This window comes from Acidovorax sp. GW823-FHT05D11 (assembly GCF_058795695.1).
The window spans coordinates 347,941-359,769 of sequence record NZ_CM179502.1 but is presented as its reverse complement, the minus strand read 5'-3'; the positions used below and the strand labels follow the sequence as shown (position 1 = coordinate 359,769).

General features: G+C 69.1%; 12 protein-coding genes. 6 read left to right on the top strand and 6 right to left on the bottom strand.

Translation table 11 applies throughout. From position 1 onward, the window contains the following. Window positions 1-32 precede the first annotated feature (32 nt). Window positions 33-719: a hypothetical protein gene (locus AC3RCE_RS01660; protein ID WP_492254381.1), complete on the top strand. Its 687-nt coding sequence runs from the start codon at window positions 33-35 to the stop codon at window positions 717-719. Here the strand turns inward: AC3RCE_RS01660 and radA are convergent. After that, window positions 716-2,095 (bottom strand): DNA repair protein RadA, encoded by a 1,380-nt coding sequence (gene radA / locus AC3RCE_RS01655; protein ID WP_218339140.1) that lies wholly within the window; start codon window positions 2,093-2,095, stop codon window positions 716-718. The genes AC3RCE_RS01660 and radA overlap by 4 nt on opposite strands. Window positions 2,096-2,212: 117 nt before the next feature. Here radA and hpaI point away from each other — a divergent pair, with 117 nt between their 5' ends. From hpaI to AC3RCE_RS01640, 3 genes are all read left to right on the top strand, one after another. Next, the gene (gene hpaI, locus AC3RCE_RS01650; protein WP_492254380.1) at window positions 2,213-3,043 is read left to right on the top strand and encodes a 4-hydroxy-2-oxoheptanedioate aldolase; all 831 of its coding nucleotides are present in this window, start codon (window positions 2,213-2,215) and stop codon (window positions 3,041-3,043) included. A gap of 76 nt (window positions 3,044-3,119) precedes the next feature. Continuing rightward, entirely contained in the window at window positions 3,120-4,097 is a 978-nt protein-coding gene (locus AC3RCE_RS01645) for a 2-dehydropantoate 2-reductase (protein ID WP_492254379.1), read from the top strand. 75 nt (window positions 4,098-4,172) lie between these two features. After that, window positions 4,173-4,796 (top strand): glutathione S-transferase family protein, encoded by a 624-nt coding sequence (locus AC3RCE_RS01640; protein ID WP_218296633.1) that lies wholly within the window; start codon window positions 4,173-4,175, stop codon window positions 4,794-4,796. Window positions 4,797-4,872: 76 nt separating this feature from the next. Here AC3RCE_RS01640 and AC3RCE_RS01635 read toward each other — a convergent pair whose 3' ends face one another. Beyond that, on the bottom strand, window positions 4,873-6,453 hold the full coding sequence (locus AC3RCE_RS01635) for an ABC transporter substrate-binding protein (RefSeq protein ID WP_492254378.1): 1,581 nt from the start codon (window positions 6,451-6,453) through the stop codon (window positions 4,873-4,875). Between the two features lie 75 nt (window positions 6,454-6,528). Next, a complete protein-coding gene (locus AC3RCE_RS01630; protein WP_218296631.1) occupies window positions 6,529-7,137 on the bottom strand; it encodes a LysE/ArgO family amino acid transporter in 609 nt (202 codons plus the stop codon). Between the two features lie 77 nt (window positions 7,138-7,214). Between AC3RCE_RS01630 and AC3RCE_RS01625 the strand changes: the two genes are divergently transcribed. After that, window positions 7,215-8,102: a LysR family transcriptional regulator ArgP gene (locus tag AC3RCE_RS01625; RefSeq protein ID WP_492254377.1), complete on the top strand. Its 888-nt coding sequence runs from the start codon at window positions 7,215-7,217 to the stop codon at window positions 8,100-8,102. On the opposite strand, the gene AC3RCE_RS01620 is transcribed toward AC3RCE_RS01625, so the two are convergent. After that, complete coding sequence (locus tag AC3RCE_RS01620; protein WP_218296629.1) at window positions 8,086-8,907, bottom strand: siderophore-interacting protein; 822 nt, start codon at window positions 8,905-8,907, stop codon at window positions 8,086-8,088. The genes AC3RCE_RS01625 and AC3RCE_RS01620 overlap by 17 nt on opposite strands. A gap of 68 nt (window positions 8,908-8,975) precedes the next feature. On the opposite strand from AC3RCE_RS01620, the gene AC3RCE_RS01615 reads away from it, so the two are divergent. Further along, window positions 8,976-9,449 carry a MarR family winged helix-turn-helix transcriptional regulator gene (locus AC3RCE_RS01615; protein WP_369641113.1) on the top strand — a complete coding sequence of 158 codons (474 nt, stop codon included), beginning with the start codon at window positions 8,976-8,978 and terminating at the stop codon, window positions 9,447-9,449. A gap of 130 nt (window positions 9,450-9,579) precedes the next feature. Here AC3RCE_RS01615 and AC3RCE_RS01610 read toward each other — a convergent pair whose 3' ends face one another. Both AC3RCE_RS01610 and alr read right to left on the bottom strand, forming a co-directional pair. Then, window positions 9,580-10,455 carry a hypothetical protein gene (locus tag AC3RCE_RS01610; RefSeq protein ID WP_492244742.1) on the bottom strand — a complete coding sequence of 292 codons (876 nt, stop codon included), beginning with the start codon at window positions 10,453-10,455 and terminating at the stop codon, window positions 9,580-9,582. 133 nt (window positions 10,456-10,588) lie between these two features. After that, entirely contained in the window at window positions 10,589-11,704 is a 1,116-nt protein-coding gene (gene alr, locus AC3RCE_RS01605; RefSeq protein WP_492254376.1) for an alanine racemase, read from the bottom strand. Window positions 11,705-11,829: the final 125 nt, after the last annotated feature.

Here is an 11,829-nt window from a genome sequence, read left to right as displayed (position 1 = left end):
GCACTTCTGCATCCAGCCCCCCACCGCTTTCCATGCGCAACCCTCCCCTTTTGCTGGCGGCCCTCGCCGCCATGCTGGCCGCCTCCACGGCCAGCGGCCAGAACCTGTTCAAGTGCACGGACGACAAGGGGCACACCACCTTCTCCGACCGGGCCTGCGCCCAGGCGCCACGCCCGGCCGCGCCGCCCAGCCCACGGCCGTCTCCCGCCACGGCACCCGTGGCCAAGGTCAAGGCCAGCGCGCCCTCCGCGCCACCGGCCGCGCCCGCCGCCAGCAGCCCCAAGGCCGAGAACATCACCAAGCTGACCCCGGCCGTGGTGGAGGGTGTGCTGCGGCGAGCCGTGGAGCTCGGCGACCGGTCGGACTACCGTGCCCAGTGCGCGCTGGCCGCGCCCGACCTGAGTTTCAAGCTCACAGACCACAGCAGCAGCCCCGCGAGCGTGTACTCCGGCGGGCGCGCGGAGATCTGTGCGCTGCAGCAGCAGTCCGCGCAGGCCATGCAGGCCAGCGGTCTGCGCTCCGCAAGCCGGCTGGGCAAGCTGGACATCCGCGTCAATGCCGATGGCACCCAGGCCACGGCGCGGTCTGAATCGGCGGCGGCCATTTCCGCCCAGGGCCAGCATGTGCTGACCATGCAATGCACGCGCGAGGAGGTGCTGGGCCTGTACAGCGGCAACGTGCTGTACCAGCGCGTCACCGCCGTCTGCAGGCCCTCCTAGCCCATCTCCCGCACCACGTTCATCGCCTCCTCCACGCGCTCCACGGCGTGGATGGTCAGGCCCTCGATGGGCTTCTTGGGCGCGTTGGCCTTGGGCACCACGGCCACGCTGAAACCCAGCTTGGCAGCCTCCTTGAGGCGCTCCTGGCCGCGCGGCGCGGGCCGCACCTCGCCCGCCAGGCCCACTTCGCCAAAGGCCAGGAAGCCGCGCGGCAGCGCCTTGCCGCGCAGGCTGGAGGTGATGGCCAGCATCACCGCCAGGTCGGCCGCCGGCTCGCTGATGCGCACGCCGCCCACCGCGTTCACGAACACGTCCTGGTCCATGCAGGCCACGCCCGCGTGGCGGTGCAGCACGGCCAGCAGCATGGCCAGGCGGTCCTTGTCCAGGCCCACGGACAGGCGCCGGGGGCTGGGGCCACCGCTGTCCACCAGCGCCTGAATCTCCACCAGCAGCGGGCGCGTGCCTTCGAGCGTGACCATCACGCAGCTGCCCGGCACGGGCTCGCTGTGCTGGCTCAAAAAGATGGCGCTCGGGTTGCTCACGCCCTTGAGGCCTTTTTCCGTCATGGCGAACACGCCGATCTCGTTGACCGCGCCAAAGCGGTTCTTGATGGCGCGCACCAGGCGAAACTGGCTGTGCGTGTCGCCCTCGAAGTACAGCACCGTGTCCACCATGTGCTCCAGCACGCGCGGCCCGGCCAGGGCGCCTTCCTTCGTCACATGCCCCACCAGCACGATGGCCACGCCGGTGGACTTGGCACAGCGCGTGAGGTGGGCCGCGCATTCGCGCACCTGGGCCACGGAGCCGGGCGCGGACGTGAGCTGGTCGGAATACACCGTCTGGATGGAATCGATCACGGCCACCGCGGGCTGCATGGACTCGATGGTCGCCAGAATCTTCTCGAGCTGGATCTCGGCCAGCACGTTCACCTGGCTGTGGTCCAGCCCCAGGCGGCGCGAGCGCAGCGCCACCTGGGCGCCGCTTTCCTCGCCCGTCACATACAAGGTGGGCAGGCCCACGCGCTGCAGGGCATCGAGCGCCTGCAGCAGCAGGGTGGACTTGCCGATGCCCGGGTCGCCGCCGATGAGCACCACGCCGCCTTCGACAATGCCGCCGCCCAGCACCCGGTCCAGCTCGTCGATGCCGCTCGGTGTGCGCTCCACATCGCTGGCCTCGATGGCCGACAAGGGCATCACCGCCTGCGCCTGGGCCAGGCCTGCAAACTGCGACCCGCTGTAGCGGTTCTTGCCCGGCCCCGCGTCCGCCACCTGCTCGATCAGCGTGTTCCAGGCACCGCAGGCCGGGCATTTGCCCAGCCAGCGCGGGCTGGTGCCGCCGCATTCGGTGCAGGTGAACGTGGTTTTTTCTTTGGCCATGGCGATGTAGAGGGAAAGCCCCCGGGGTGGGGCAGCCGACTATAGCGGCCATGCCCCCACGTGCTGGCAACAGCCCGTACGATGGAGGGCTTGGCACCCCGCCGCAGGAAGCTCACATTGCAGACACCCGTCAACCCCTTCAAACAGGCCATGGCCCAGGGCCAGTCGCAGATCGGCCTGTGGCTTGCGCTGGCCGACGCCTACAGCGCGGAAATCATCGCCGGCACTGGCTACGACTGGCTGCTGGTCGATGGCGAACATGCGCCCAACGACGTGCGCTCCATCCTGCACCAGCTGCAGGCCATCGCCAGCGCCAGCAGCGCCCTCGCCCCCGGCGCGCGGGCGCCCCACCCCATTGCGCGGGTTCCCGTGGGCGACACCGCGCTCATCAAGCAGTACTTGGACATCGGCGTACAAACCCTGCTGGTGCCCATGGTGGACACCGCCGAGCAGGCACGGCAGCTGGTGCGCGCCACGCGCTATGCGCCCGAGGGTGTGCGCGGCATGGGCAGCGCGCTGGCCCGTTCGTCGCGCTGGCAGGCCTACCCCCGGTATGTGCACGAGGCCAACCAGCAGGTGTGCCTGCTGGTGCAGGCCGAAACGGTGGAAGCCATGGCCAACCTGGATGCGATCGCCGCCACGCCCGGCGTGGACGGCGTGTTCATCGGCCCGGCCGACCTGTCGGCTTCCATGGGGCACCCCGGCAACCCGGGACATCCTGACGTACAGGCCGCCATCCACGATGGCATCACCCGCATCCTGCGCGCGGGCAAGGCGCCGGGCATTCTGGCCACCACCGAGTCGCAGGCGCGCCAGTGGCTGGCGGCGGGCGCCCTGTTCGTGGCCGTGGGCGTGGACACCATGCTGCTGGCCAGCGCCGCGCAGGATCTGCTGGCCCGCTTTCGCACCGATGCCGTGGGCACCCCCCAGCGCCCGGCGGGCTACTGAGGCCCCGCAGCAGTCGCGCGCCCCGAATCCCTCACCACCACAAACAACAACCCTGGAAGACAAAGGCTCTACAACCATGAAAGCATGTATCTACGGCGCGGGCGCCATCGGCGGCTGGCTGGGCGTGGCCCTCGCGCAGGCGGGCCACCCGGTCAGCATGGTGGCGCGCGGCGACACGCTGCGCGCCCTGCAGGCCGAGGGGCTGCGCATGCGGCGCGCCGACGGCACGCTGGCGCAGGTGGCCGTCACCGCGCACGACGACCCGGCGGCACTGGGCGTGCAGGACCTGGTGGTGATCGCAGTCAAGGCGCCGGGCCTGCCCGAGGTGGCGCGCGCCATGGCCCCGCTGATCGGGCCCGAAACCACCGTGCTCACGGCCATGAACGGCGTGCCGTGGTGGTTCCTCGACGGTTTTGGCGGCGCGGCGCAGGGCCATGCCCTGCAGTCGGTGGATGCAGGCGGCGTGATTGCCAAAGCCATCCCGGCGCGCAGCGTGGTGGGCAGCGTGGTGCACACCAGCTGCTCGCTGGAATCGCCCGGTTTTGTGCGCCAGCACTTTGGCAACCGCCTCATCGTGGGCGAGCCCGACGGCCGCCGCAGCGAGCGGCTGCAGGCGCTGGCCGACACGCTGCAGCGCGGCGGCATCGATGTGGAGGTGACCGGCTGCATCCAGAAGGACATCTGGTTCAAGCTCTGGGGCAACCTCACCATGAACCCGATCAGCGCGCTGACCGGCGCCACCACCGACCGCATCCTGGACGACGACCTGGTGCGCGGTTTTGTCAGCGCCGTGATGCTGGAGGCCAAGGCCATTGGCGAGAAACTGGGCCTGCCCATCGACCAGCAGCCCGAGGACCGCCACGCCGTCACGCGCAAGCTGGGCGCGTTCAAGACCTCGATGCTGCAGGACGTGGAGGCCGGCAAGCCCATGGAGATCGACGCCCTGGTGGGCGCGGTGCGTGAACTGGGGCAGATCACCCACACACCCACGCCCCACACCGATGCGCTGCTGGGCCTGACCCGCCTGATGGCACGCACACGAGGCCTGTACTGAAATATTTCAAGAAAATTGGCCGTCAGCGCTTACCTATCAAGCGCCAATAGCTATCTATTTTATAGCACATCAACCATGACCACTCTCACGCTCTACTACACCCCCGGCACCTGCGCGCAGGCCGTTCGCATCGCTTTGGAAGAGGCTGGCGCCCAGCACCAACTGGTGCGCGTGGACTTCGCCGCGGGCCAGCAGCGCACGCCCGAGTACCTTGCCGTGAACCCCAAGGGCCGCGTGCCCGCGCTGGCCACGCCACACGGTACCCTGACCGAAACACCCGCCCTGCTGGCGTATGTGGCGCAGAGTTTCCCCGAGGCGCGCCTGGCCCCCACCGATGCCCACGGCTTTGCGCGTCTGCAGGAATTCCACAGCTACCTCGCGTCCACGGTGCACATCGCCCATGCGCACCGCCCCCGCGCCAGCCGCTGGGCCGACGAGCCCGAAGCGATTGCCGCCATGCAGCGCAAGGTGCCGCAGAACATGACCGACTGCTTCAACCTGATTGAAACCCACTACCTGCCCTCTGCGGAACACGGCCCCTGGGTGATGGGCGCGCAGTACACCGTGGCCGATGGTTATCTCTTCACCATCGCCAGCTGGCTGGCCAGCGATGGCGTGGACATTGCGCTCTTTCCCAAGGTGCACGCCCACACCCAGCGCATGCTGCAACGCCCCGCCGTGCAGCGCGCCCTGGCCTGAAGCCCGCGGCGAGTAGCGGCAGGAAAAAAGCCCCGGGCTCTGGCAGCACCGGGGCTTTTTTTGCGGGCGCAGGTGATCAATTCACCTTGAGGTAGCGCCAGTCGATCCGGTTGTCGGCACGGTGGATGATGTCCACCTTCTTCGTCGCCGCCCACGGGATCACCTGGTTGTACAGCGGGATGTGCGACACCAGCTCATGCTCCTTGATCAGCGCCTGCTCGATCAGGCCGTTGCGCGTGGTGGCATCGGACTCCTTCTTCACGCGCTCCACCAGGGCATCGAGCTGCGGGTCGGAGAAGCGGCCCAGGTTGAAGTTGCCGTCGCCGCCCGCGCCAGGCGAGCGCACCAGCGACTGCAGGCTGTAGAACGCGTCGAACGTGGGTACGCCCCAGCCCAGCAGATAGATGCTGGCCTCGTTGCGCTGGATCATCGGGAAATACGTGGCAAACGGCAGCGAACGCAGCTTGGCTTTCACCCCCACCTTGGCCCAATGTGACGTGATGGCCTGGCACAACTGCTCGTCGTTGATGTAGCGGCCCGCGCTGCAGGCAAAGTCCACCTCGAAGCCGTTGGGGTAGCCCGCGTCGGCCAGCAGCTTCTGCGCGGCCTTGGGGTCGTAGGGCCAGCGCACGTCGGCCTTCCTGGTCCAGCCATTGACCTGGTTGGCGATCAGCGTGCCCGTGGGCTGGGCCAGGCCGCGCAGCACCACGCGCTGGATGGACTGGATGTCGATCGCCTGGTACAGCGCCTTGCGCACGCGCAGGTCCTTGAGCGGGTTCTTGCCCTTCACGTCCGAGCCGGGCAGCTCGTCGCGGAACTGGTCCAGACCCAGGAAGATGGTGCGGTACTCCGGCCCTTCGAGCACCTGCAGGGTGGGCGTCTGCTTGATGCGCGCCAGGTCCTGCAGGCTGGGGTCGATCACGAAATCAATCTCGCCCGACAGCAGCGCGGCCGTGCGCGTGGCGTCGGCCTTGATGGGGGTGTAGACGATCTCGGTCAGGTTGGTGGGGTACTTGCCCTTGCCCCACCAGTGCGGGTTGGGCTCCAGCACCACGCGCTGGTCGGGCGTCCACTGCCTGAGCTGGTAGGGGCCGGTACCCAGCGCATTGCGGTGGGCGTACGTCTCGTCCTTGGTCTTGATGTCCTTGGGCTCGACCGACTTGTTCTTTTCGGCCCAGGCCTTGCTCAGAATGCGCAGCTCGGTGAGCTGGTTCACCAGCACCGGGTTGGGCAGGTCGGAGTGGATGTCGATGGTGTACGCATCGACCTTTTCCACGCGGTCGATGCCCTGGGTGTACACCGCGAAGTTGGAGCTCTTGGCCTTGGCGCGCTCCAGCGAGAACTTGGCGTCGTCGGCCGTGAACTCGCTGCCGTCGCTGAACTTCACGCCCTTGCGCAAGGTCAGGCGCAACTGGGTGGGCTTGATGAGCTTCCACTCGGTGGCCAGCGAAGGCTCGGGCTTGAAGGTCTTGCTGTTGTATTCGACCAGCGTGTCGTACACCGCGCCGTGCATGGTGTTGTTCACGCCCACGTTCTGGGCGTGGATGTCCCAGGTGGAAATGTCCACCGACCGGGACCAGCGGAAGGTCTTGGCCTGTGCCGCCATCGGCAGGGCGGTGGCCAGGGCGGCCGCGAGCAAAAGGGTCTTGAAACGCATGGGGAAAACACTCCAGATCAGTCAATAGACCGACTATGGAGCAAGCCCGCGTTTTACCCAACGAACTTATCTTTCTTAGCTTAGACCCATCGCCACCGCCAGAACCATCATGGTGGCCGCCGTCACCCCGTCCAGCACCCGCCAGGCCCCGGGCGAAGCGAACACGGGCGCCAGCCAGCGCGAACCGAAGCCCAGGCTCAGGAACCACAGGGCGCTGGCCAGCGAGCCCCCGGCCGCAAACGTGGCGCGGCCCCACACCGGGTAGGGGCTGGCCATGGTGCCCAGCAGCACCACGGTGTCCAGGTACACATGCGGGTTCAGCCAGGTCAGCGCCACCACGGTGAGCAGCGTGGCGCGCAGGCTCGCACCCGGCCCGTTGGCCGACACCAGCAGATGGGCCGGCTTGAAGGCCCGGCTGGCGGCCTGCACCGCGTACGCGGCCAGAAAAATCGCCCCCGCCCAGCGCATGAACTGCGCCCACTCCGGCCGGGCCAGGAGCACGCCGCCCATGCCCCACACCCCCGCCTGCAGCAGCGCCGCGTCGGACAGGGCGCACACCAGCACCACCGGCAGCACATGCTCGCGCCGCAGGCCCTGGCGCAGCACGAAGGCGTTTTGCGCGCCGATGGCCATGATCAGGATGGCCGTCGACGTGAATCCGTGAAGAAAGGCAGTGGTGCTCATGGGCGCGGATTGTGGGCCGCGTGCCATGGTCACGCCAGCTATACTTTTTAACGATCCGTCAGAATGGCTAACCATCCATGCGCCTCGACTCCGCCCAGCTCAACGCCTTTGCCACCGTGATCGACGAGGGCAGCTTCGAGCGCGCCGCCGCTGTGCTGCATGTCACCCGCTCGGCGGTGTCGCAGCGCGTCAAGCTGCTGGAGGAACGCGTGGGCCAGGTGCTGGTGCGCCGCGCCACACCCTGCGCGCCCACCGAGGCCGGTCAGGCCCTGTACCGGCACGCCCGCGAAGTGGCGCTGAGCGAGGCCGACGCGCTGGCCACGCTCGGCGGCGGGCAGCACGCGTCCACGCGCCTGGCCATCGGCGTCAATGCCGACTCGCTGGCCACCTGGTTTCCCCATGCCATGGCGCAGGCCGCGGAGGGCCAGGCCGTCACCTTCGACATCCATGTCGAAGACCAGGACCATTCGGCCAACCTGCTGCGCGAAGGCCGCGTGATGGCCGCCGTGACGGCCGACCCCCAACCCGTGCAGGGCTGCAAGGTGCTGCCGCTGGGCACGCTGCGGTACCGCGCGCTGGCCAGCCCCGCCTTCCTGCAGCGCCACTTTGCCCAGGGGGTGAACGCCGCCACCCTGGCACAGGCGCCCATGCTGGTGTTCAACCGCAAGGATGCGCTGCAGGCGCGTTTCGTGGGGCGCATCACGCGCCGCAAACTCACGCCGCCCGTGCACTGGCTGCCCGAGGCGAACGCGTTTGTCATGGCCTCCCGGGCTGGCCTGGGTTGGGGCATGACGCCGGACCCGATGGTGCAGCACGACCTGAAGGCCGGGACGCTGGTCGAGCTGATTCCGGGCAAGCCCGTCGATGTTCCGTTGTACTGGCAGTACTGGCGCCTGAACGTGCAGGCGCTGCACCGCATGACCGAAGCGGTGCAGCAGGCTGCGGCGCTTACGCTGCTGCGCTGACCAGGTCTTCGTGGTGGTCTGCAGCGCCGCGCTTCCAGTAGGCGGAGATGCGCATGCGCCTGGCGTCCACGCCCGGCTTGGCCAGCACGGCACGGCGCACGGCGGCCATGTCGCCGTGTTCGCCGGCGGCCCACACAAACCCCGCGCCGGTGGGCAGCGCCAGATCTTCCACCGCCGCAGGCAGCGCGTCTACCCATTGCAGATCGAGCCGCGCCGCGCTGGCCAGGACCCGCTGGTCGGCAGGATTGCTCACCTGGATGCGCACGGTGGCCTGGGTGTGCGCGGGCAGCTCGGCCAGGCGGCGGGCGATGGCGGGCAAGGCGGTTTCGTCGCCCAGCAGCCAATGCCAGTCAAAACCGGTCGGAACCACCATGCTGCCGCGCGGCCCGGCAATGCCCACCCACTGGCCCACGGCGGCGCTCGCGGCCCAGTCGGTGGCGGGGCCTGCGTCGTGCAGGGCCACCTCGATGTCCAGCTCGCCCGCAGCGGCGTCATGGCGCGCGGGGGTGTAGTCGCGCAGCACGGGGCGTGGGTCGGGGAAGACGGGGCGGCCGTCCTGCATCGACGGCAGCGACGGGCGCTCCTGGCCTGGCTGGGGCAGGATGAGCTTGAGGTGGTCGTCAAACCCCGCGCTCACAAACCCGGCCAGCTCGGGCCCGGCCAGGGTGAGCCGCACGAAACCGGGGCTGACGGCGGTGCGCCGCACCACCTGGAGGTGGCGGGCTTGCAAGGGGTGGCGGACGCGTTCGATGGCAAGGTGCGCAGCGTCGGCGCGGGGTGTGGCGGTAGGCAGGGGTGCGTTCATGACTTAAAATGTTGATTTAATCAACCAATGATCTGCGCATTGGTTGATTTTGTCAACCACAAACCCCCATGACCACCCACGCGCCCGCCGATGTCTTTGAAGCCATGCACGACCTGCTGCATGTCTACCGGGCCCACATGGTGCGCGCCATGGCCGCCATCCACCCCGACCTGACGCACAACGAAGTGCGGGCGCTGATGTTCGTGGGCCGCCACCCCGGCACCACGCAGCGCGAACTGGTGGCCCACAGCGGCGCCGACAAGGCACAGGTGGCCCGCATGGTGGGGATGCTGCAGGACAAGGGCTGGCTGGAGAGCGCACCGAATGCCGAGGACAAACGCAGCCGCTGCCTGCGCCTGAGCGCCCAGGGTGCGGCCCTGCACCAGGCGCTGCGCGACGCCCGCCGGGGGCTGGCTGCGTCCCTGCTCAAAGGGTGCGACGACGCCACGCAGGCCCAGCTGCTCGCCCTGCTGGCGCAGGTGCGCAGCAACCTGGACGCCATCGAGACCGGCTGCGAAGGTGGCCGGGACTGCCGCCGCTGAGGCCGGGAGAGGGAACGCGGGGCCAGCCTGACCCAGGCCGGGAGGCGCCAGGACATGAAAAGAACCGGCCCCTACCGCTTGATACTCCTATATTTCAAGCTACTAATTTAGTAGCATTCTGCCTTTTGCATCACTGTCCCTGGATCACGCGCACGGCCTGGGGCAACGACTGCACGCCGGGCAGGAAATGGTCGATGGTGGCACCCAGCACCACGGCGCAGACCAGCGCTCCCAGCAGCGGCTTCCAGGTCAGGCGCACGGCGGCCGTGAGCCAGCCCTCGCGCTCCACGCCCACGGCGGCCCGCGCAGTGGCCACCGAGAAGGCGATCTCCACCGCCACGGTCAGCAGCACATCCCAGCCAAAGAACAGCATGGCCAGCGAGCCCGCGCCAAAAATGATCGCCGCGCCGATGAGGAAGATCGCCACCACGGGCACGACCACCACGGCGCCTTCGTCGGCGCTGCCCAAGGCGTCGGCGGCGCCACTGGCCAGGTCGCCCAGCGCACTGGAATCGCTGCCGGAGCCCCCGCTGGACAGGCCCTGCGTCCATGCGCCACCAAAATCGCCCGACGCGCCGCCACCGCCAAAATCACCGCCGCCCGTGCGCGGCAGCGGTACCTGGCCACCGCCACCGCCCGACGGCCCGTTGCCGGGCCAGGACACGTCGGGCACATCCAGGCCGCTGCCATCGCCACCCGTGTCGCGGTCCTGCCGCACCAGCCGCGCCGCCCAGGCCCGCAGCACCAGCAGGTACCCCAGGTAGCCGACCGAGAGGGTGACGAAATACCGCAGCGCCAGCGACTCCACGCCCACCAGCATCTGCACGTGGGAGGTGCACCACATCAGCAGCAGCGTGAAGCTGCCGATCAGCAGGCCATGCCAGCGCAGGCTGTAGCGCTGCTGCAGGGTGCGTGCCACCGTGCCGTGGTGGGGCATGCGCACGGAGCGCCAGGTGGAGGTTTTCTTCTTGCTGTTGCTGTGGCGGTCGCTGCGGGAAGTGGCCATGGAGGAAACACCTGCGGTGGAAAGAGGGGGGCGGCCGGCGGTGTTGCGTGCCAGCGCCGCGCCATTTCACACCACTTTGGCCCGGCGGTGCAGCCCCGCGCCCCGCCGTGCGTGAACTTGTCGACGGTTCGGATCAGCCGATGCCATCCACCGACACGGGCACGCGCTGGGCCAGTGCCGTCAGCAGCTCCCAGCTGACGGTGCCCGCGGCGGCGGCCACCTCGTCCACGCACAGCACCGTGCCGTTGCCAGCCTGGCCCCACAGCGTGACCTCGGAGCCGAACCCCGCGGCCACGCCCGCCTGCTGCAGCGGCGTGAGGTCCACCGTCACCATGTCCATGCTCACCCGCCCCACCAGCCGCGTGCGCACGCCGTTGACCAGCACCGGGGTGCCGGTATCGCAGTGGCGCGGGTAGCCGTCGGCATAGCCGCAGGCCGCCACGCCGATCAAGAGCGGCCCCTCGGCCGTGAAGCGCGAGCCATAGCCCACGGTGTCGCCCGCCTGCAGCTGCTGCGTGGCGATCAGGCGGGTGGCGAGGGTCATCGTGGGGCGCATGCCCCAGTGGCTGGCGTCATGCTCGGGGTAGTCGGGCGCGCTGCCATACAGCGCGATGCCGGCGCGCACCCAGTCGGCGCGCACGCACGCGTCCGCCGCGTGGCGCAGGGTGGCGGCACTGTTGCTCAGCGTGCGCTCGCCCGGCAGGTCCTGGGCGGCGGTGTTGAACACGGCCAGCTGGTGCGCCACCCCCCGGGGGCCGTCCGCATCGCTGAAGTGGGTCATGAACGAGATCTCGTCCACCTGCGGCAGCGCGTTGAGCCGCGCCCAGGCCGCGCGAAAGCGCTGCGGCGCGAAGCCCAGCCGGTTCATGCCCGAGTTCATCTTGAGGAACACGCGGTGCGGCACCTGCGTCTTGTGGGCGGCCAGCATGTCGATCTGCTCGTCGCAATGCACTGCGTGCCACAGGCCCAGGCGCGAGCACAGCTCCAGATCGCGCGGCTCGAACACGCCTTCGAGCAGCAGGATGGGCCCGCGCCAGCCCAGATGCCGCACGCGTTCGGCCTCGGCCAGGTCCAGCAGCGCGAAGCCGTCGGCGCCACGCAGGCCTTCGTACGCGCGTTCGATGCCGTGCCCGTAGGCATTGGCCTTGACCACGGCCCAGACCTTGGCATCGGGCGCCGCCTGTCGGACACGCTCCAGGTTGTGGTGCAGGGCTGCGGTGTGGATGGTGGCGGCGATGGGACGGGGCATGGAAAGGACCAGGTGGGGCAAGGGATTTACCGGGGAATACGCGCAGGATTCTGGCACCGTGGCCGTTTATCCGCGTGATATAACCGTCCGTCACTTGCCAGGGTCCCCACATTTAACAGGGCATC

Bases quoted from the DNA above. Each gene is read 5' to 3' on its own strand.
- AC3RCE_RS01635 (WP_492254378.1), bottom strand. From the start codon at position 6,453: ATGCGTTTCAAGACCCTTTTGCTCGCGGCCGCCCTGGCCACCGCCCTG.
- AC3RCE_RS01625 (WP_492254377.1), top strand. From the start codon at position 7,215: ATGCGCCTCGACTCCGCCCAGCTCAACGCCTTTGCCACCGTGATCGAC.
- AC3RCE_RS01640 (WP_218296633.1), top strand. From the start codon at position 4,173: ATGACCACTCTCACGCTCTACTACACCCCCGGCACCTGCGCGCAGGCC.
- alr (WP_492254376.1), bottom strand. From the start codon at position 11,704: ATGCCCCGTCCCATCGCCGCCACCATCCACACCGCAGCCCTGCACCAC.
- AC3RCE_RS01660 (WP_492254381.1), top strand. From the start codon at position 33: ATGCGCAACCCTCCCCTTTTGCTGGCGGCCCTCGCCGCCATGCTGGCC.
- radA (WP_218339140.1), bottom strand. From the start codon at position 2,095: ATGGCCAAAGAAAAAACCACGTTCACCTGCACCGAATGCGGCGGCACC.
- AC3RCE_RS01615 (WP_369641113.1), top strand. From the start codon at position 8,976: ATGACCACCCACGCGCCCGCCGATGTCTTTGAAGCCATGCACGACCTG.
- AC3RCE_RS01645 (WP_492254379.1), top strand. From the start codon at position 3,120: ATGAAAGCATGTATCTACGGCGCGGGCGCCATCGGCGGCTGGCTGGGC.
- AC3RCE_RS01630 (WP_218296631.1), bottom strand. From the start codon at position 7,137: ATGAGCACCACTGCCTTTCTTCACGGATTCACGTCGACGGCCATCCTG.
- AC3RCE_RS01620 (WP_218296629.1), bottom strand. From the start codon at position 8,907: ATGAACGCACCCCTGCCTACCGCCACACCCCGCGCCGACGCTGCGCAC.
- AC3RCE_RS01610 (WP_492244742.1), bottom strand. From the start codon at position 10,455: ATGGCCACTTCCCGCAGCGACCGCCACAGCAACAGCAAGAAGAAAACC.